The sequence below is a fragment of the Stenotrophomonas sp. Steno-C17 genome (genome assembly GCF_056393165.1).
Window position 1 is genome coordinate 1 of sequence record NZ_JBWJPD010000008.1, and the last position, 18,981, is coordinate 18,981.

Here is an 18,981-nt window from a genome sequence, read left to right on the forward strand (position 1 = left end):
GTCGAGCTTGCTCGACTGGCCTAACCCGTAGAGTCGAGCTTGCTCGACTGGCCTTATCCGTAGAGTCGAGCTTGTTCGACTGGCCTCGTACAGCAGTCGAGCAAGCTCGACTCTACAAGGCCAACGTCGCGCGCGCTCAACGCTACCCATGGCGGCACGCCGTACAATGCGTGCATGCCTGCCCTGCTCAAAACCATTTTCCTGTCCATCGTCGCCCTGATCGGTGCGCTGCTTGCCCTGGCCCTGGTCAGCAGCGCCGGCGGATGGCTGCCGTCGTTGTTCGGCCTGCACCCGGGCAGTGAAGCGCAGCTGGGCTGGGACCTGGCCTTCAGCGTGCTGGGCGGCATCGCCGCCATTGCCTTTGCCACCTACTACGCGCCGTGCTGGCCGCGCGCGCATGGCACCTCGGTCTGGCTGCTGCTGGTGCTGGGCGCGGGTTACGGTCTGTGGCTGATGGGCGGCGATTTCCCGCGCTGGTTCGCGGTTTCCCTGCTGGTGTCACTGCCGGTGCAACTGCTGGTGGGCTGGTGGTTCGGGCGCCGCCCCTCGCGCAGCGCAACACAGGCTTAACAATTCCCCCCTAGGCTCGGTGCCCGCCGAACGTCGGCAACGCGGCGCAGGGGCCTGCACCCACGGATAGAGGGGCAGGCGCGGCGTAAGACACCACAGGGAACCGGGAAATCATCCGATGCGTCACCAGATCCGGGAAGCCGCCGCAGCGGCTCCCCACGCGAAGCGTTTGTCCCGTGCCGTGCATGCGGTGCTGATTGGCGGCATGGCCGTACTGCCCATCGACGCAATGGCCGAAGATGCCGCCGACGGCGATACCCGCGAGCAGCTGCAGCAGTTGGACACGGTGACCGTGACCGGCAGCTACGCCAAGAGCCTTGAGAAGGCCGTCGACCTCAAGCGCGCGAACATCGGTTTCTCCGATTCGATCGTCGCCACCGACGTGGCCGACTTCCCGGAACAGAACCTGGCCGAAGCGCTGCAGCGCATGCCCGGTGTCACCATCGAGCGCAACAAGGGGCTGGGCAGCAAGGTCAGCGTGCGTGGCCTGCCCAGTGAGTTCACCCTGGTATCGATCAACAACCTGGCCACGGCCTCGGGCAGTGGCGGGCGCGATGTGCAGTTCGACATCTTCGCCGCCGACGTGGTGCAGACGGTGACCGTGCAGAAGTCGCCGACCGCGGCCGACGAGGAAGGCGGCATCGCCGGTTCGGTCTACATCGAAACCGCCAAGCCGTTCGACTATGCCGAACCGAAGTTCAGCGCCTCGGCCGAGGCTTCGCACAACTCGATCAATGGAAAGATCGATCCGAAGATCTCCTTCCTGGCCAGCGATACCTGGGGCGACTGGGGTGGCCTGGTGTCGTTCTCCAAGGCCAAGCGCAGCAACCGTACCGATTCCAACTCGGGCATCAACTTCCGGCCGATGGGACGCTTCCTGGAAGCGTCCGGCACGCGCGGCGCGCAGGCCGCTGCGGTGCTGGCGCGCGATGCGGGCATCATCGTGCAGGACCGCATGGACAAGGACGAAACCAGCCGCATCATCTTCCAGGACAAGGTCGGCGACCGCGTCTATCTGAACGAGCAGGACCAGTGGGGCGCCACGGCGTCGCTGCAGTTCAAGCCCAGCGATACGTTCTCGCTCAGCTTCGATGCCATGTTCGGTGGCTACGACACGCATGAGGATGAGTACGATGCGGCCGCCTATTCGGCCTCCAGCCGCAGCACGCTCGACACCATCCACGACTACGACAGCGACACCCTGTCGGCCTATGGCATCACCGTGCTGAAGGATGTGTCCTACACCGCCACCCAGCACGAGATCCTCAGCAAGGAACGCAGCGCCAACACCGACTATCGCCAGTTCAGCAGCAAGCTGGACTGGAAGGTGGGCGGCTGGGACATCGACGCGCTGGTCGGCTATTCCGGTGCGCGCAAGGATTCGGACTACGCAAACCTGAAGCACGTGGCCTATGCGCCCTCGCGCACGCGCTGGACCGCCAACGGCGGCGAGACCGTGCCCAGTGCAGCGTCCAACGGTTTCAACATGTATGCCTCGCCGGAAAAGTACCTGTTCGAGGCCTACGAAACCGAAGTGGAGAACGTGAAGGATGACAAGTACGCCGCGCAGCTCGACCTGCGCCGGCAGCTGGAACTGGCCTTCTTCCCCGCGCTCAATGCCGTGCAGTTCGGCGCGCGCTACACCGACAAGACCAAGGAACGCGCGTTCGGCAGCGGCAAGATCCAAGGCCCCAGCGCCGGCAGCGTGGCCTGGGTGAACACCCGCACCTTGGCCGACAGCAACCCGACCTGGATCAGCCAACTGGCGCCGGGCGGCGGCTATCGCCCCAGCGATCTGGATTGGCAACAGGTGTCCAATGCCTACGCGCGCGCGACGTTCCGCTACCCCGGCTACAGCACGCCGATCGATCCGGGCCAGTACTACGAGGTCAAGGAAAAGACCCTGGCGCTGTATGCCATGGCGGATTTCTACTTCGATATCGGCCGCGTACCGGTCTATGCCAACCTGGGCGTGCGCTCGATCGATACCGATGTCGATTCGGCCGGCTTCCACCCGGTGCAGAACGCCGATGGCAGCAACGGCTACACCCCTACGCCGATTTCCAGCAGTGGCGATTACAGCGATGTGCTGCCCAGCTTCAACATGACCGCCGAGATCGCCGACGGTCTGGTGCTGCGCGCTGCCGCGTCGGAAACGCTGATGCGCCCGTCGCTGACCGACATCGCCTACCGCCGCACGGTCAGCTGGAGCAGCTTCCGCTTCATGGATGGCAACCCGGCACTGAAGCCGACCACAGCCCGCCAGTGGGAAGTCGGCCTTGAGAAGTACCTGCAGAACGGCGGGCTGCTGGCCGCATCGTATTTCTCCAAGAAGATCGATGGCGTGGTGCGGCAGTCGCTGACCGGCATCGTGCCGAACGTGGAGAAGCTCAACGCCAACGGCTCGCTGGACGGTTACTACGACTTCGAGGTCTACCAGCCGGTCAACGCAGACGGTTCCTACAAGGTGACCGGCGTGGAACTGGTGGCGCAGCTGCCGTTGTCGATGCTGCATCCGGCGCTGGAAGGCTGGGGCATCAATGCCAACTACACCCAGCTGGACAACTCGCTGACCGGCGCTTCGGACCTGGACATTCCCACCCCGCCGGAAGGCCTGGCAGAGAAGGCCTACAACTTCACCCTGTACTACGAGAACGATCGCTTCAGCGCGCGCGCCTCGTACAACTACAAGGACAAGTACGTCGAGTACATCCACCTGAACATGTACCCGGTCTACCGCGATGCCTATGGCCAGCTGGATGCATCCATCGGCCTGCGCCTGAACGACACCTGGAAGGTGAACCTGGAAGCGATCAACCTGCTGGATGAGAAGACCAGCGGCTACACGATCGACAAGGCCTTCCCGACCCAGTACGAGTTCTCCGGGCGCCGCGTGACCTTCGGCATCCGCGCGGACTTCTGATCCGGTACCGCCGGGCCCTGCCCGGCGATACCCTCAACGGCGCGACGACCTGGCGTGCAGCCGAGCCAACGCTCGGCTGCATTTCAGCGGAAGCGCGGCTTGAGATCGTGCGCCTTCAGCTCTTCCACCAGCTCCGTCGTGCTGTCGATGCGTTCCTGGCTGCAGAAAGAGGGATTGCTGCGGATCTGCGCCTCGTGGAACCCGACACCGACGATTTCCTGCACCATCGGGTCCTGGTCGAACTTTTTCCCGAGGTAGTCCAAGGCCGCACCTTCGTCGACCGTGACGTTGCAGGCGCGGGCCGCAGCCAGGCGTGACCAGGTGTACTGCAGGTCCGGATCCCAACCCATGGCGTCCTCACCGGTGAAGCCATTGTCGAAGTGGTAGGCATAGACCTCGCTGGAAATCTGCTTTGCCTTCATGCCACCGTGGCCCGAGTAGGCCTGGGCCACCATGGGCAGCAGCAGCGCGGCAAGGAACATCATTTTCTTCATGCAGCCATCGTCCTGATTGAAATCCGTGCAGGATTCCAGCCAGCCGGGCACCAGGCGTACCACCGGCTGCGCGCTCGCCGGGCGTGGCCCGGCGCTACCGATTGCCGCGCGGCAATACCTGCTGCAACCGCTCGATGCCCCGCCAGGGGTCGGCCTTCAGCCGTTTCGCCCGCGCCAAGGCCTTGGCCATCGGGAACGCATCGGCAGCACTCACCCGCGCCAGTTCGTCCCAGCGCAGCGGCACCGCGACACCGGCGCTCTCGCGTGCGCGCAGCGACCACGAGCACACGCTGGTGGCACCGCGCGTGTTGCGCAGCCAGTCAATGAAGATCACGCCGCGGCGCTTGGCCTTGCTCATCGTCGCCACGTAGCGATCGGGCTGTTCCAGCGCCATCGCCTGCGCGAAGGCCTCGCAGAATGCCTTGGCCTGTTCCCAATCGGCTTTCGGCTGCAATGGCACCACCACGTGCACGCCCTTGCCGCCGGACAACCGCACGAAGCTCTGCAGTCCGACCTGCAGCAGGCGGTCGCGCACATCGCGCGCACCGGCCTTCACCTGCGCCCAGGACACGCCTTCGCCGGGGTCCAGGTCGAACACCAGTCGGTCCGGATGCTCGGGATCGTCCACCGTCGCGCCCCACGGATGCAGCTCCAACGTGTTCATCTGCACCAGCTGCAGCAGGCCGCGCGCATCGTCAATGTAGACGTAGTCCTCGCGCCCGCTCTTCTGCTGCAGCGACACGGCATGCACGGCATCGCCCAGGCCAGGACCGTGGTGCTTCTGGAAGAAGCAGGCTTTGCCGACGCCGTCCGGGCAGCGCAGCAGTGACAGCGGGCGACCGGCAATCTCCGGCAGGATCCAGCGTGCCATCTGCCGGTAGTAGTCGGCCACGTCGCCCTTGCGCAGCTTCTGTTTCGGATAGACCACCCGTTCGGGATGGCTGATGGCCACCGCCGCATCATCCTGCCCGGCACCAACGGGTGCCGCGCCCAGGTCCTGCTTCCGCTTGTCGCTGCGCAGCCGCTTGAAGCTGGCCTGGCGCAGCAGGCCTTCCTTGCCCCAGCCACGGAAGGCCACTTCAGCCACCACCTGCGGCTTCGCCCAGCGCACGCTGGCGGCGCGGAACGGAACATGTGCAGGCAGTTCCACTACCGGCGTCTTCACCGCCAAGGGCGCCAACACGGCGCTCAGGGCCTTCAGCGCGTCATCGTCGAAGCCGGTGCCGACCCGCCCCACGTAGCGCAGGCCCCCGCCATCGGGCGTGGCCAGCAGCAGCGAGCCGAAGCCTGCACGGCTGCCCTTGGGTGCGGTGTGGCCGACGACGACGAACTCGTCGGTGTCCTCGTGCTTCACCTTCACCCAGCTGCGCGCGCGGGTGTTCACGTAGGGCGCGTCCACCTGCTTGCTGACGATGCCCTCGAATCCGGCGTCGCCACTGGCGGCGAACACCGCAGGACCATGGTCGATCACGTGCTCGCTGAAAGCGATCATGCCGGGCTCCGGTCCGATCAGCGCCTTCAGCAGGGCTTTGCGTTCAACCAGTGGCGCGCGGCTGATGTCCACGCCAGCCACGCCGGGCAGGTCGAACACGATGTAGCGCAGCGGCTGCTTCGAACTTCCATCGATCACCCGCTGCAGGGCGGCGAAGTCACTGCGTCCCTGCGCATCGAGCACCACCAGCTCGCCATCCAGGCGCGCATCGCGCAGCGGCAGGGCGCGCACGGCCTGCGCGACTTCGGGGAAATCGGCGGTCCAGTCCAGGCCATTGCGCGATCGCAGTTTCACCTCGCCGTCGTGCAGATCGGCCAACAGCCGATAGCCGTCCCATTTGATCTCGTGCAGCCAGCCTTCGCCATCCGGCGCGCTGTCGCGGTGGTCGGTGAGCTGTGGCTTGAAGCCACGCGGATACGCGTGGTCACGTGCACCGGTCAACTTCAGTGCACGCGCATGCCAGCGTGCATCGGCCTTGCGTTGTGCAGCGCGTGGCTTCTTTGCGCGCGTGCGCGTGGCCGCGCGCGATGGCGTGGAATCCTGCAGCAGGTCATCGGCCTCTGCATCGCGCGCCTGCGCATCATCGCGCTTGATCAGCAGCCACTGCACCTGGCGTCCCTTCATGGCGGTGCGTACCAGCTTCCAGCCCCCGCTCAGGCGCTGCCCCTGCAGTACGAAGTCGATCTTGCCGTCGGCCAGCGCCTGCAGAGGGTCGCCTTCGCAGGCCCAGCTGCCGTGGTCGAACACCTGCACATGGCCGGCACCGTAGTGGCCTTCGGGAATGTCGCCCTCGAAACCCGCATAGGACAGCGGATGATCTTCCACCTGCACTGCCAGGCGCTTCTCGCCCACGCGCAGCGAGGGTCCCTTGGGCACCGCCCAACTCTTCAGCACGCCGTCCATCTCCAGACGGAAGTCGTAGTGGCGTGAGCTGGCGTGGTGCAGCTGGATGACGAACTGCGGGCGTCGTTTCAGATTGCCTGCCGCCGGGGCATCGTCGGGCTCGGGTGTCTGCCCGCTACCCCCACCCAGGCGGCGCTTGCGGCGGTACTGGTGCAGCGACATGGTTCAACCCGCCTTGCGGCGCGGCGCGGCCTTCTTGGTTGCCTTGCCGGTTCTGGCAGCGGTTTTGGCGGTCGCCTTCTTCGCCTTCGCTGCTTTTTTCGCTGGCGCCTTGCGGGGTGCGGCCTTCTTCGCCGGCGTACGCTTGTTGGCGTCCAGGCTCTTCTGCAGCAGCGCCATGAAGTCCACCACGTTGGTGGTGGCGTCCTCGCGCGGCTCCGGCGCTTCTTCCACGCGGGTGGTACCGCCCTTGGACTTGATGCGCTTGTTCAACACCTGTTGCAGGCGTTCGCGGAATTCGTCGTGGTACTGCGCAGGATCCCACTGCGCCGACATCGACTCGATCAACTGGGCCGCCATCGCCGTTTCCTTGGCGGTGATGCGGTAATCGGCCAGGCGGCCGCTGGGCAGCTTGTAGTCGTCCGGATCGACCAGTTCCTGCGGATAGCGCAGGATCATCAGCACCAGCGCGTCGTCCTGCGGCATGACCGCACACAGGTATTCACGCGTGCGCACCACCACCCGCGCGATGCCGGCCTTGCCGGTGCTGCGCAGGGTTTCGCGCAGCAGCACGTAGCCTTTTTCAGCCTTCTTGCCAGGCAGCAGCAGGTAAGGCTTCTCGTAGTAGCGCGGATCGATGCTGCCGGCATCGACGAAGGCTTCCACTTCAACCGTTTCGTGGCTCTCCGGCGCCGCTGAGCGGATGTCACTGTCCTCCAGCACGACGTAGCTGCCCTTGTCGTACTCGTAGGCCTTGACGATGTCCTTCCACGGTACTTCTTCGCCGGTATCGGCATTGACCCGCTCGAAGCGGATCGGTTTGCGGTCCCGCGAATCCAGCATGCGGAACTGCAGGTCGACCTTGCGCTCGCCGGACATCAGCGAAACCGGCACGTTCAGCAGGCCGAAGGAAAGGGTTCCAGTCCAGATCGGGCGAGCCATGGCGCGCACCTGCATTGCGGCGGGGCGGCCAGATTCAGGCGCCCGCCGTGAAACGGCCGTGTCGGCACCGTGCAGGGCGGGTGGTGCAGCCGGGAACGGGTTCGGTGCCGGCTCACTGCAGCAAGGGCCGCACCGCGGCCGCCGGAATGTGGTCCAGCGCGCGCCAGGCGTCTTCCACCACGGGCCGGGCCTGGGCCCAGCCCATGCGCGACTGGCCACGCATCTGCTCCCAGTGTTCGGCCAGTTCCTCGCAGGTGTCGGCCGCATCGCCACGGGGCCAATCGGCGGCATGCGTGGTCAGCGCGAACGCGTACACCGGGCACAGGTCACGCCAGTTGCGGTGGCCGTGGGCGCGGCGGGTCTCGTAGTCGTTCAGCATGTACTGCAGGTAGTCCTGCGCCACGGCCTGCGGATCTTCATGGCGGCGGCTGCGGCGCTGCGCGGTGCGCGGGGCAACCGGATCCAGCAGGGCGTTGAACACGGACGGGGCGGGGCGTTCAAGACGGGGCATGGCCGGCTCCTGCAGCGGGGCGGGAGGGCAGGAATACCGGCGCCGCCGTTATCCAGCCGTGACAGATATGTTCATGACGCCGGGTTCGCGGTTCCTTTACCCGCGCGGCGCTGTAGTGGGCACCCCGCCACCGGAGCAGCCCCATGTCCAGCCGAGATCCCCTGCGCCAGGCCCACACCCCGGTTCCGGGTGAACAACGTGCCAAGCATGATCTGGCCGACGCCGAGAACCGCGGTGCCGGCATGCCGGCGCCTGAGCACGACGCCCTGCCGGTGGTCCGCCACCCTGAACAGGCGGCGCAGGACCGCAAGGACTGCGGTGACCGCCATCGGGGCGGGCAGGAGAGCCCGCTCAAGCGCCGCGAGCGCAAGCAGCACGCCAGTGACAACCAGGACCAGGCGCTGGAAGAGACTTTCCCCGCCAGCGACCCGACCTCGCCGTTCGTACCGGCCAAGGCCCCGGATTGATCCGGTAGCGTCGAGCTTGCTCGACTGCCGTTCGTAGCGTCGAGCTTGCTCGACTGCTGTTGGTAGAGTCGAGCTTGCTCGACTGCCGTTCGTAGAGTCGAGCTTGCTCGACTGCCGTTCGTAGAGTCGAGCTTGCTCGACTGCCGTTCATAGAGTCGAGCTTGCTCGACTGCTTCCAGGCAGCCGAGCATGGCTCGGCGCTACACAAGCCAGTCGAGCAAGCTCGACTCTACCCGGGTGCGTGCGGCAGGGTAATGCGCACGCACAGCCCGCGCCCCGCCTCGCCGTCTTCCAGCCACAGCTGGCCGCCATGGGCCTGCACCACCGCCACGGCGATGCTCAGGCCCAGACCGGTGCCGCCATGCCGCGCGCTGCGCGAAGCCTCCAGCCGCTGGAACGGCTGCAGCATGCGTGCACGCTGTTCGGCGGGTATGCCCGGACCGTCATCCACGATGCAGATGTGGATGGCCTGTGCATCGCCCCAGGCGTTCACCCGGGCGCCACCGCCGTAGCGCCCGGCGTTGTCCAGCAGGTTGGCCAGCGCGCGCTTCAGGCTGCGGGGAAAGCCGCTGCAGGCCATGCCGATCTGTCCCTGCAGCTGCACCGCATGCCCGGCCTCGCGTGCATCGTCCACCACCGTGCGCAGCAATGCGTCGATATCCAGCGGCTCGCGTTCGCCGCGCAGCTGGGTGGCGCTGCTGTAGTCCAGGATTGAATCCACCAGTTCCTGCATGTCGTCCAGATCGGCACGCCAGCGCGTGCGTGCGCTTTCATCGGCCAGCAGTTCGGTACGCAGGCGCAGCCGGGTCAACGGCGAACGCAGGTCGTGCGATACCGCGGCCAGCAGTTCCTCACGTGCCTGCGCAGCCTGTTGCAGCTGCTGCTGCATCTGGTTGAACGCCTGCGCGGCCTGGCGCACTTCGCGCGGCCCTTCCAGCGGCAGCGGCGGAGCGTGCAGGTTGTGGCCCAGGGCCTGCGCGGCGGCCCCCAGGCGGGTGAGCGGACGGGTCAACCAGCGCACCACCAGCAGCGCCAGCAGCACGATCAGCAAGGTGCGCAGCCCGTAGATGCGCAGCAGGTAGTCGCTCAGCGCGTGGCCCGGCTCCAGCTGCAGGCCGGCCTGGCCCTCGCGCACGTCGAACTGCAGCCAACGACCGGTGCTGCTGCGCACCCGCAACTGGAACTGCCCGGCCACATGGCGCGCCGACAGCGCCTTGTCGTCCTCGCGTCCCTGCCCGTCGTACAAGCGCAGGTGCTGCAGATGCAGTTCGCGCGGCGCACCCAGCTCGCTGGCCAGTGCCGCCTGCAGCAGGTGTTCAACGGCACGGTCACGCGCGCGCAGGGGCACCGGGCCACCATCGTCCACCGCGTGCACGGTCAGGTCGGCCGTGGACAGCAACGCGGGGTCGGCGCCGGCCAGCGGTGATCGCGGGGCTTCCAGCAGGCGCAGGCTCTGCGCGACGTGGGCGGCGGCCAGGCGCGCGGGAATCTCGGCCACGCGTTCGTAGCGGGCGTCATGCCAGATCGTGCCGGTCAGCAGCTGGGCCAGCAGCATGCCGGCCACCAGCACCAGCACCAGGCGGCCGTACAGGGTGCGCGGCCAGCCCTGGCGCGGCTCAGCCATCGGCCAGCACCGGCCCGGCCAGGCAGTAGCCGCGGTGGCGCACGGTGCGGATCAGCAGCGGCGCGCGGCTGTCGTGCTCCAGCATCTGCCGCAGCCGGCTGATGCACATGTCGATGCTGCGGTCGCTGGGCAGGCGGTCGCGTCCATAGACCTGTTCCACCAGATAGTCGCGTTCCAGCACTTCATCGGGGTGGCGCAGGAACAGCTGCAGCGCGATGAAGTCCGTCTCGCCCAGCAGGTGGCGGCGGCCATCATCGGCCTGCAGCTGGTGGGTACGCGTGTCCAGGGTCCAGCCGGCAAAGCGCAGCCGCGGGGCGACCGCCGCCGGTTGCGCGCGGCGCAGCACCGCCTGCAGCCGCAGCAGCAGCTCACGCGGGTCGAACGGCTTGGCCACGTAGTCATCGGCGCCGTGTTCCAGCCCCAGGATGCGGTCGGCCGGCCGCCCGCGCGCGGTCAGCATGATCACCGGCAGCGACGTGCGCGCACGCAGCTGCTGGCACAGGGTCAGGCCATCGTCGCCGGGCAGCATCAGATCCAGCACCACCGCATCGAACCGCTGGTGATCCAGCACCGCCCACATGCCCGTGCCGTCGGCGGCCGTTCCGGTGTGCAGGCCATGCCGGCCCAGGTATTCGGCCAGCAGCGCGCCGATCTCCGGGTCGTCGTCCACGATCAGGATGCGCGCAGCGGGGGCAGGGGCTTCAACCATGTCTGCATCTTCCCAGAAGCGGCGGCGCCCCGCAGTGCAGGCGCCGCCGTTGGTGGGGTCAGAAGCGCGCACGCACGCTGAAGGTCGCGCTGCGCGGCTCGCCGAAGATCAACCCGTCGTAGAAGCCGTACTGGGTGTAGTAGGTCTTGTCGGTCAGGTTGTTCACGTTCACCGCCAGCTGCACGGTATCGGTCAGGGCGTAGCGCGCCATCAGGTTCACCAGGGTGTAGCCGCCCATCGGCAGGTTGCTGGCGTCGTAGCGGCCACCGCCCAGCGGGCGGCCCGGGTTGGTCGACATCACCGTGCCGCTCTGCACCGACAGGCCACCGCCAACAGTCAGCTTCGACAGCGCACCGGGCAGGGTCCAGGTGGTGTTCAAGCGCAGCAGGTGGCGCGGGTCCTGCTGGTAGGACAGGCCATCGACCTGCAGCCAGGTGTAACCGGCATAGACGTTCCAGCCCTGGGCCAGGCGGCCACTGATTTCCAGGTCGGCGCCCTTGGATTTCACCCCGTCCACCGCGCGGTAGATGGTCAGGCCGGTGTCCGGATGCACCTCGCCGGTGCTTTCGGCCACGTTGTTCTGCTCGTTGCGGAACAGCGCCAGCGCCGCGTTCACTGCGCCGTCGGCCCATTCGCCCTTGATGCCGGCCTCGTAGCTCTTGCCGGTCACCGGATCGAGCAGGGTGTCGTTGGCATCACGCACGTTGCCCTGCGGGCTGAACACATCGGTGTAGCTCACATACGCCGAATAGTTCGCGGCGAAGTCCCAGACCAGGCCGGCGTACGGCGTCACCACCTGCTGTTCGCCGCTGGCCGCACCGCGGGTACGCACGTCGGCCTGGGTGTAGGTCTGGGTATAGGTCTTGTAGTTGCTCAGCCGCGTGCCCAGCACCAGCAACAGCCGGTCGGCCAGGCTGAAGCGGCCGGCCACGTAGCCGCCCAGGTTTTCGGTAATGGTCTTGCTGCGCGCGGGCGTGCGGAAGGTTTCAAAGCCCGCGTAGCTGCCGTCCCAGCTGCGCCAGTCGGCGATCGGCAGGCCCACGGCGCGGTACTGGCAACCGCTCCACGGCGCCACGCCTGCGATGGTGCAGTTGCCCAGCGCAGCACTGAAGCTGTAGTCGGTGATCTCGCTGCGCTAGCCGTTGAAGCCCACCATCAGCTGGTGCTCGCGGCCGAACAGCTGCAGCGGGCCACTGGCGCTGACGTCCAGGTTGTCGCGGCGGGTTTCCGATTCACTGTGGATGGCGTTGAGGAAGGCGCCGCTGCCATCAGGGTTCCAGAAGCCGGCGAAACCCTGGTTGCGCGCAGCGTTGTTGACCTTGGCCACGCCGTAGTTGGTGAAGCTTTCGCCGCTGTCATGGGCGAATGCCACGCGCAGCGTCCAGTCCGCGCCCAGCCCCTGTTCCACGCTGCCGAACACGGTGGTGTTGTCACGCTTGGCCAGGCTCCAGTCGGCGGCAGGGTTGGTGCTGCGCGACAACTGCGCACGGCTGCCGTCGGCCCACCAGATCGGCACGTTGCTGCCCCACGAAGCGCCGCCATTGCGGGTTTTTTCGTACTGCACGCCCAGGTTCAGCACGGTGGCACTGCCCAGGTCGGCCTCGAAGCTGGCCAGCCCGGCCAGGCGCTGGATGTCTTCGCGCTGGCGGAAGGTGTCCGAATCCTCGGCACTGACCACGAAGCGGCTGCGCACGCGACCATCGGCGGTCAGCGGCACGTTCACGTCGCCCATCAGGCGGCGCTTGTCATGGCTGCCGAGGGTGAGCGCGGCGGCGCCACCGAAGTCCGCAGTCGGCCGCTTGCGTTCCAGGTAGACCGTGGCCGAGGGATCGCCGGTGCCGCCCAGCAGGCCGTTGGCACCGCGCACCACCTGCACGTGGTCGTACAGATCCATGTTCAGCGCTGCACCGCCACCGCTGAAGCTGCTGGCACCGTTCACCAGCATGCCGTCCACCTTGAAGTTGCCGATGTCGAAGCCGCGCGCGCGGAAGGTGGTGCGCCCGGCGTTGTCCAGCGAATAGGTGGTGATGCCGGTGGTGCTGGTCAGCACGTCGTCGATGGATTCGATCTGCAGATCGTCCATCTGCTGGCGGGTGACGCTGGTGACCGATTGCGGGGTCTGGCGCACGCTCAGGTCCAGGCCGATGGCAGCGCGGCTGACCGGCAGCGTATAGCTGTCGGCCTGCGACTGGCGGCGCGCGGTCACTTCCAGCCCGTCCAGCGTGGTGGGGTTGGCATCGGCCGGGGCCTCGGCCTGGGCGGCCAGCGGCAGCGCCAGCGCAACGGCCAGGGCAAGGGCGCGGCGCAGGCCAGGCGCATGCGGGCACGGCAGAACAGCGCGCGGCAGGCCCGCGCGGGTGGGGGCATCGGCAGTCACAGGGGGAGTCCTTATCGGAGATTCAAATGGGATCGATTCCCATTTGCGTCATGATAGCGACGCCGTCCTGTGTTCCTGCGTGTGGGAATGTAAGCGTGTGTAACGGCGCGCCGCTGCGCCCTCAGCGCCACGACCACTGCAGGCCGACGCTGGCGCGACGGTCCGGGCCGGGTTCGAAGAAGCGGCCATTGCCATCGTTGACGATCACCGAGCCGATGTAGCGCTGGTCCAGCACGTTGTCCAGGCGGGCGAACGCACGCAGATCGCCATTGGCCAGCGACCAGCGGTGGCCAGCTTCCAGGTTCAGCACGGCGTAGCCCGGCGCGCGTTCGGTGGCCAGATCGTTCACCACCACGTCGCTGCTGGCGGTGCCTTCCAGCGCCCACTGCCAGGCACCCGGCGACCACTGCAGGCGCGCGTAGGCCTGCTGGCGGGGCACGCCGGGCAGGCGGCTGCCGGCACGCACTTCCGTATCGGGCACGCTGCAGCCGCTGCCGCCACAGGCCAGGTAACCCGACCGCACCTGCGCCTGCAGCCAGGTCCAGGCCACCTGCAGTTCCAGCTGTTCGGCCAGCGGCTGCCGGTACTGCAGTTCCACGCCCTGGCGGCGGGTGCGGCCGATGTTGCGGTAGGTACTGCGGCCGTTGGTGTTGCTGGCCACGGCCAGTTCGTCATCGGTGTCGGCGCGGAACACGCTCACGTCGAACTGGGTGCCGTTCTGTGCATGCCACTTGCTGCCCACTTCCACGTTGCGGCTGCGCGCGGCGGCCAGGTCCAGCGCCAACCCGGCCTGGGCGTCGGCGCGGTAGCCCAGCTCGTTGAAGGTGGGGGTTTCGAAACCGCGGCCCACCGCCGCGTGCAGGCGCCACTGTGGCGTGGCCTCGAAGCTGACCCCTGCCACCGGGGTGGTGGCCTGGTAGCGGCGGCGACCGCTGTCATCGGGATTGCGGCCGACGATGTAATGGTCGTCCGACTCGAAGCGCACCGTGCTGTGGCGCACCCCGGCCAGCAGCGACCAGCGCGGGGTCCACTGCCACCAGGCCTGGGCGAACTGGTCCACGTTCTGCACGGTGTCGCGCTGGTCGCGCCGCAGCGCACCGCGCACACCCAGCGTGCTGCCGATGAAATTCTCGTAGCCGGTGCGGTGCTGGCGCTGGCGGTCGGCATTGGCGCCCACCACCACGTCCAGCGGCCGGCCGGCCAGATCGCCGCGCCAGCCCCAGCGCGCGTCCACGCCGCCGTAGTTGCCGTCCAGATCGATCACCCCACCGGCATGCAGGGGGTTGGCCTGCGGGCCCGGCGGAATGGCCAGGTACTGGGTCACCTCGCGCTGCCCGCCGTAGCCCATCAGCTGCCAGCGCTGGGCGCCTGTCTCGCGCGTCCAGCGCAGCCCGGCCTGCTGCTGGCTGACCGATTTACGAGTGTTGTACTGCGTGGCCACGGACGTGGCCTGGCGCGGATTGGCGGCCACCTGGGCGCGGGTCAGGCCCAGCGGGTCCTGCGCATCGGGCGCGTCCAGCGCGTTCAGCAGCAGCTCCAGGCGGCCACCGGCCACCTCGCCGCCGATGCGGGCGTTCAGCGATTCGCGGCGGGCGCGGCTGTGGTCGCGCCAGCCGTCGGTACGGAAGTGGTTGGCGGCGATGTTGTAGTCGATGCCGGCACTGGCGCCGCGCAGCTGCGCGCCCACGCTCAGTGTGTTGTCCGCCCCGGCATTGACCCGCAGCCGCCACGGATCACCGGCCTGGCCCTGCGCGCTCCAGACCTGCAGCACGCCACCGGACGAATTGCCGTACAGCGCCGAGAACGGCCCACGCAGCACGTCGATGCGCTCGGCGCCCAGCAGGCTGGCATGCGACAGCTGGCCCTGGCCGTCGGGCATGGTGGCGGGCACGCCATCCACCACCACACGCACGCCGCGCACGCCGAAGGTGGAACGGGCACCGAAGCCGCGGATCGACAGCTGGGTGTCCTGGGCGAAGTTCTGCCGGTCGCGCGCCAGCAGCCCCGGCACGCCGGCCAGGGCCTCGGAAAGCTGGGCACTGGCGCCGCTGCGGTCGTCATCCACCCAGACCGTGTCCTGGCTGGCCGGCAGCGCGAACGGGTCGATGCCCTGTACCCGTGCGGCCTGCACCTCCACCGTGGGCAGCGCGGTGGGGGTGGTCTGGGCCTGCGCCCCGGCGGCGGCCGGCAGCAGGGCGATCAGCAGGGGCAGGCGACGGCGCGCCACGGGCTCGTTCATTGTTCAGCTTCAACCACGGGGGGGAAAACGACACGGCATGGTACGGGCAGCAGCGTGACGATGGGCGCCGCGGCGGTGGCACGCTTTGTTACGATGGAAGGGTTGCGGCCCAGCGCTGCAACCACGCGACCCGCGCTTCTTCTCCCCCTCAATTCGAACGAGTACCGCCGTGTCCTTCTTTGCAAACGTGGAACTGGTCCCGGGCGACCCGATCCTGGGCCTGACCGAGGCGTACAACGCCGACAGCCGCCCGACCAAGGTCAACCTGGGTGTAGGCATCTACTACGACGAAAGCGGCCGCATTCCGCTGCTGCGTGCCGTCAAGCAGATCGAGCAGCAGCTCGCCACCGAAGCAAAACCGCGCGGCTACCTGCCGATCGATGGCCTGCCGGCGTACACCCAGGCCACCCGTGAGCTGGTGTTCGGCAAGGACTCGCCGCTGCTGGACGCCGGCCGCGTCGCCACCACCCAGACCGTGGGCGGCAGCGGTGCGCTGCGCGTCGGTGCTGACCTGCTGAAGAAGCTGCTGCCGCACGCCACCATCGCCATCAGCAACCCCAGCTGGGAAAACCACCGCGCGGTGTTCGGTGCGGCCGGTTTCGAAGTGGTCGAATACACCTACTTCGACGCCGCCACCCACGGCGTGAACTTCGACGGCATGCTGGCCGACCTGCAGACGCTGCAGCCGGGCACCGTGGTGCTGCTGCACGCCTGCTGCCACAACCCCACCGGCGCCGACCTCACCGTCAGCCAGTGGAAGCAGGTGGCACAGCTGCTGAAGGATCGCCAGCTGTTCCCCTTCATCGACATGGCCTACCAGGGCTTCGACAAGGGCATCGAGCAGGACGGCGCGGCCGTGCGCATCATCGCCGAGGCCGGCATCGACAGCTTCATCGTCGCCAACTCGTACTCCAAGTCGTTCTCGCTGTATGGCGAACGCGTGGGCGCGCTGTCGGTGGTCGCACCGACCGCCAACGACGCCAAGGCCGTGCAGTCGCAGATCAAGCGCATCATCCGCACCATCTACTCCAGCCCGTCCACCCACGGTGCGGCGCTGGTGGCCGGTGTGCTCAACAGCCCGGAACTGCGCGCGCTGTGGGAACAGGAACTGACCGAGATGCGCGAGCGCATCCACGCCCTGCGTGGCGGTCTGGTGGAAAAGCTGGCCGCCGCCGGCGCACCGCAGTTCGGTTTCATCAACCAGCAGGCCGGCATGTTCTCCTACTCCGGCCTCAGCCGCGTGCAGGTCGAGCGTCTGCGTGACGAGTTCGGCATCTACGCCGTCGGCACCGGCCGCATCTGCGTGGCCGCGCTCAGCCAGAACAACCTGGAATACGTCGCCAAGGCCGTGGCCACCGTCGCCAAGGGCTGAAGCACCGCTGCACATGCTTGAAAACAGAGGCGCCGAAAGGCGCCTTTGTTTTTGCTGATGCTCCTGCTTTTGCCACACCCTCCGCGCTCGCGGCGAACCCTGAAGCCCGCGGGAGGGACAGGCTGCGTGGGACCGCAGGCGCCAAGGATGGCGCCTACGAGCCCCCATGGATGGGTTAACGGCGTGTCCCGCGCAGCCTGTCCCTCCCGCGGGCCTCGATAGAAAGACGGCGCCGCACAGCGCAACGCTCCTGTAATCGATTTCCCCTCAAACCAATCACGCACGCGCCGCGCGCAGCAGCGACAATAGCCGTTTCCCCGCTGCCAAGGCCCGCCCGCCATGTCCCGTACTTCGCTGACCCGGTACCTGATTCAAGAACAACACGCCGGCCGCATCAACGCCGACCTGCGCCAGCTGATCGCCGTGGTCGCCCGCGCCTGCACCAGCATCTCCATCGCCGTCAGCAAGGGCGCCCTGGGCGGCGTGCTGGGCGATGCCGGCACCGGCAACGTGCAGGGCGAAGCGCAGAAGAAGCTGGACGTGATCAGCAACGAGATCCTGCTGGAAGCCAATGCCTGGGGCGGCCACCTGGCCGCCTGCGCGTCGGAAGAAATGGACCACAGCCAGCCGGTACCGGACATCTACCCGCGCGGCGATTTCCTGCTGCTGTTCGATCCCCTCGACGGCAGCTCCAACATCGACGTCAACGTCTCGGTCGGCACCATCTTCTCGGTGCTGCGCTGCCCCACCAACGTCGAGCTGCCGGGTGACGAGGCCTTCCTGCAGCCGGGCAGCAAGCAGATTGCCGCCGGCTACTGCATCTACGGGCCCAGCACCCAGCTGGTGCTGACCGTCGGCCATGGCACCCACGCCTTCACCCTGGACCGGGAAACCGGTGAGTTCGTATTGACCACCGCCAACATGCAGATTCCCGCCGCCACCCAGGAATTTGCCATCAACATGTCCAACCAGCGCCACTGGGAAGCACCGATGCAGGCCTACGTGGCCGATCTGCTGGCCGGCAAGGAAGGCGCGCGCGGCAAGAACTTCAACATGCGCTGGATCGCCAGCATGGTGGCCGACGTGCATCGCATCCTGACCCGCGGCGGCATCTTCATCTACCCGTGGGACAAGAAGGAACCGGGCAAGGCCGGCAAGCTTCGCCTGATGTACGAAGCCAACCCGATGGGCCTGCTGGTGGAGCAGGCCGGTGGCGCGGCGTGGACCGGCCGCGAACGCATCGTCGACATCCAGCCCGAGCATCTGCACCAGCGCGTGCCGGTGTTCCTGGGCTCGCGCGAGGAAGTGGCCGAAGCCGTGCGCTATCACCAGGAGCATGACGCGAAGAGCGTCTGACGGCGGCCATCCCTACAGCGGTCATGGCACAACGATGACATGACCGCAGGGTGACAGCAGCGGCGGCAAACGGCACCATCAGGCCCTTGCCGCCGAAGGAATGTACGCATGCACGAGCCGGGCCCGGTCGATTTCATCGAAGTCATCCACAACGCCGTCCCCAGCGACGTCTGCGCCGCCATCGTCGCCCGCATGCGCGCCAGCCAGCACCTGAAACCGGGTGCAGTGGGCAGTGGCGTGTTCCCGGAACTCAAGCGCAGCAAGGATCTGCGCATCAGCGGCGCGGATGGCTGGAAGGATGTGGACAGCGCGCTGCAGCAGGCGGTTTTCGCCGGACTGTTGACTTATCTACGCCGTTATCCACAGGCGTTGATCGCGCCGCTGATGTTGCAGATCCAGGACAGCAACGGCCAGCCGCGCCGACTGTCGGCCGAGGATTTCCCCGACATGGCGCAGGAGCAGCTGGCCGACCTGGCCCGCACCTGCCTGCGCCCGGGCGCCATCAACCTGCAGTGGTATGCGGCGGGCGAGGGCGGTTACCCGTATTGGCACTGCGAGCTGTACCCGAAGGACTCGCAGGCCGAAACGTTGCACCGGCACGTGTTGTGGACGCTGTACCTCAATGACGAGTTCGAGGAAGGCGAAACCGAATTCCTGTTCCAGGGCCGCAAGATCGCACCGCGCACCGGCAGCCTGCTGATCGCGCCGACAGCGTTCACCCACACCCATCGTGGCAACCGCCCGCAGGGGGGGGACAAGTTCATCGCGACGAGTTGGATCCTGTTCCAGAGTGCGCAGAAGTTGTTTGGGGGGTGAATCCTGTCCCCACGGGTGTCGCATCCC

At 67.5% G+C, this 18,981-nt stretch carries 15 protein-coding genes; 6 read left to right on the plus strand and 9 right to left on the minus strand.

Features of this window, described 5'->3' with window-relative positions; translation table 11 throughout:
* Positions 1–174: 174 nt before the first annotated feature.
* Together AC06FA_RS08805 and AC06FA_RS08810 are read left to right on the plus strand one after the other, a co-directional pair.
* Positions 175–570, plus strand: a complete 396-nt coding sequence (locus AC06FA_RS08805; RefSeq protein ID WP_478067967.1) for a hypothetical protein — start codon at positions 175–177, stop codon at positions 568–570.
* A 118-nt stretch (positions 571–688) separates the two neighbouring features.
* Positions 689–3,493, plus strand: coding sequence for a TonB-dependent receptor (locus AC06FA_RS08810; protein ID WP_478067968.1), 2,805 nt, complete (start codon positions 689–691; stop codon positions 3,491–3,493).
* Between the two features lie 83 nt (positions 3,494–3,576).
* Here AC06FA_RS08810 and AC06FA_RS08815 read toward each other — a convergent pair whose 3' ends face one another.
* The 4 genes from AC06FA_RS08815 to AC06FA_RS08830 all read right to left on the minus strand — a co-directional run bounded on the left by AC06FA_RS08815 (position 3,577) and on the right by AC06FA_RS08830 (position 7,994).
* On the minus strand, positions 3,577–3,987 hold the full coding sequence (locus AC06FA_RS08815; RefSeq protein WP_478067969.1) for a hypothetical protein: 411 nt from the start codon (positions 3,985–3,987) through the stop codon (positions 3,577–3,579).
* A gap of 94 nt (positions 3,988–4,081) precedes the next feature.
* Positions 4,082–6,544 carry a DNA ligase D gene (gene ligD, locus AC06FA_RS08820; protein ID WP_478067970.1) on the minus strand — a complete coding sequence of 821 codons (2,463 nt, stop codon included), beginning with the start codon at positions 6,542–6,544 and terminating at the stop codon, positions 4,082–4,084.
* Between the two features lie 3 nt (positions 6,545–6,547).
* On the minus strand, positions 6,548–7,483 hold the full coding sequence (gene ku / locus AC06FA_RS08825; protein WP_478067971.1) for a non-homologous end joining protein Ku: 936 nt from the start codon (positions 7,481–7,483) through the stop codon (positions 6,548–6,550).
* A gap of 112 nt (positions 7,484–7,595) precedes the next feature.
* Positions 7,596–7,994 carry a hypothetical protein gene (locus tag AC06FA_RS08830; protein ID WP_478067972.1) on the minus strand — a complete coding sequence of 133 codons (399 nt, stop codon included), beginning with the start codon at positions 7,992–7,994 and terminating at the stop codon, positions 7,596–7,598.
* Between the two features lie 143 nt (positions 7,995–8,137).
* On the opposite strand from AC06FA_RS08830, the gene AC06FA_RS08835 reads away from it, so the two are divergent.
* Positions 8,138–8,461 carry a hypothetical protein gene (locus AC06FA_RS08835; RefSeq protein ID WP_478067973.1) on the plus strand — a complete coding sequence of 108 codons (324 nt, stop codon included), beginning with the start codon at positions 8,138–8,140 and terminating at the stop codon, positions 8,459–8,461.
* A 229-nt stretch (positions 8,462–8,690) separates the two neighbouring features.
* Here the strand turns inward: AC06FA_RS08835 and AC06FA_RS08840 are convergent, their stop codons facing one another.
* The 5 genes from AC06FA_RS08840 to AC06FA_RS08860 all read right to left on the minus strand — a co-directional run bounded on the left by AC06FA_RS08840 (position 8,691) and on the right by AC06FA_RS08860 (position 15,410).
* The gene (locus AC06FA_RS08840; RefSeq protein WP_478067974.1) at positions 8,691–10,085 is read right to left on the minus strand and encodes an ATP-binding protein; all 1,395 of its coding nucleotides are present in this window, start codon (positions 10,083–10,085) and stop codon (positions 8,691–8,693) included.
* Complete coding sequence (locus AC06FA_RS08845) at positions 10,078–10,794, minus strand: response regulator (RefSeq protein ID WP_478067975.1); 717 nt, start codon at positions 10,792–10,794, stop codon at positions 10,078–10,080. Before AC06FA_RS08845 ends, AC06FA_RS08840 begins: the two co-directional genes overlap by 8 nt.
* Before the next feature lie 58 nt (positions 10,795–10,852).
* Positions 10,853–11,869, minus strand: coding sequence for a TonB-dependent siderophore receptor (locus tag AC06FA_RS08850; RefSeq protein WP_478067976.1), 1,017 nt, complete (start codon positions 11,867–11,869; stop codon positions 10,853–10,855).
* 60 nt (positions 11,870–11,929) lie between these two features.
* Positions 11,930–13,171 carry a TonB-dependent siderophore receptor gene (locus AC06FA_RS08855; protein WP_478067977.1) on the minus strand — a complete coding sequence of 414 codons (1,242 nt, stop codon included), beginning with the start codon at positions 13,169–13,171 and terminating at the stop codon, positions 11,930–11,932.
* A gap of 121 nt (positions 13,172–13,292) precedes the next feature.
* The gene (locus AC06FA_RS08860; protein WP_478067978.1) at positions 13,293–15,410 is read right to left on the minus strand and encodes a TonB-dependent receptor family protein; all 2,118 of its coding nucleotides are present in this window, start codon (positions 15,408–15,410) and stop codon (positions 13,293–13,295) included.
* Positions 15,411–15,579: 169 nt separating this feature from the next.
* Here AC06FA_RS08860 and AC06FA_RS08865 point away from each other — a divergent pair, with 169 nt between their 5' ends.
* The 3 genes from AC06FA_RS08865 (at position 15,580) to AC06FA_RS08875 (ending at position 18,954) form a co-directional block, all read left to right on the plus strand.
* The gene (locus AC06FA_RS08865) at positions 15,580–16,782 is read left to right on the plus strand and encodes an amino acid aminotransferase (RefSeq protein WP_108751687.1); all 1,203 of its coding nucleotides are present in this window, start codon (positions 15,580–15,582) and stop codon (positions 16,780–16,782) included.
* Positions 16,783–17,121: 339 nt separating this feature from the next.
* Entirely contained in the window at positions 17,122–18,138 is a 1,017-nt protein-coding gene (locus AC06FA_RS08870; RefSeq protein WP_478067979.1) for a class 1 fructose-bisphosphatase, read from the plus strand.
* A gap of 108 nt (positions 18,139–18,246) precedes the next feature.
* Positions 18,247–18,954 (plus strand): 2OG-Fe(II) oxygenase, encoded by a 708-nt coding sequence (locus AC06FA_RS08875; RefSeq protein ID WP_478067980.1) that lies wholly within the window; start codon positions 18,247–18,249, stop codon positions 18,952–18,954.
* Positions 18,955–18,981: the final 27 nt, after the last annotated feature.

Bases quoted from the DNA above. Each gene is read 5' to 3' on its own strand.
- AC06FA_RS08805 (WP_478067967.1), top strand. From the start codon at position 175: ATGCCTGCCCTGCTCAAAACCATTTTCCTGTCCATCGTCGCCCTGATC.
- AC06FA_RS08810 (WP_478067968.1), top strand. From the start codon at position 689: ATGCGTCACCAGATCCGGGAAGCCGCCGCAGCGGCTCCCCACGCGAAG.
- AC06FA_RS08815 (WP_478067969.1), bottom strand. From the start codon at position 3,987: ATGAAGAAAATGATGTTCCTTGCCGCGCTGCTGCTGCCCATGGTGGCC.
- ligD (WP_478067970.1), bottom strand. From the start codon at position 6,544: ATGTCGCTGCACCAGTACCGCCGCAAGCGCCGCCTGGGTGGGGGTAGC.
- ku (WP_478067971.1), bottom strand. From the start codon at position 7,483: ATGGCTCGCCCGATCTGGACTGGAACCCTTTCCTTCGGCCTGCTGAAC.
- AC06FA_RS08830 (WP_478067972.1), bottom strand. From the start codon at position 7,994: ATGCCCCGTCTTGAACGCCCCGCCCCGTCCGTGTTCAACGCCCTGCTG.
- AC06FA_RS08835 (WP_478067973.1), top strand. From the start codon at position 8,138: ATGTCCAGCCGAGATCCCCTGCGCCAGGCCCACACCCCGGTTCCGGGT.
- AC06FA_RS08840 (WP_478067974.1), bottom strand. From the start codon at position 10,085: ATGGCTGAGCCGCGCCAGGGCTGGCCGCGCACCCTGTACGGCCGCCTG.
- AC06FA_RS08845 (WP_478067975.1), bottom strand. From the start codon at position 10,794: ATGGTTGAAGCCCCTGCCCCCGCTGCGCGCATCCTGATCGTGGACGAC.
- AC06FA_RS08860 (WP_478067978.1), bottom strand. From the start codon at position 15,410: ATGAACGAGCCCGTGGCGCGCCGTCGCCTGCCCCTGCTGATCGCCCTG.
- AC06FA_RS08870 (WP_478067979.1), top strand. From the start codon at position 17,122: ATGTCCCGTACTTCGCTGACCCGGTACCTGATTCAAGAACAACACGCC.
- AC06FA_RS08875 (WP_478067980.1), top strand. From the start codon at position 18,247: ATGCACGAGCCGGGCCCGGTCGATTTCATCGAAGTCATCCACAACGCC.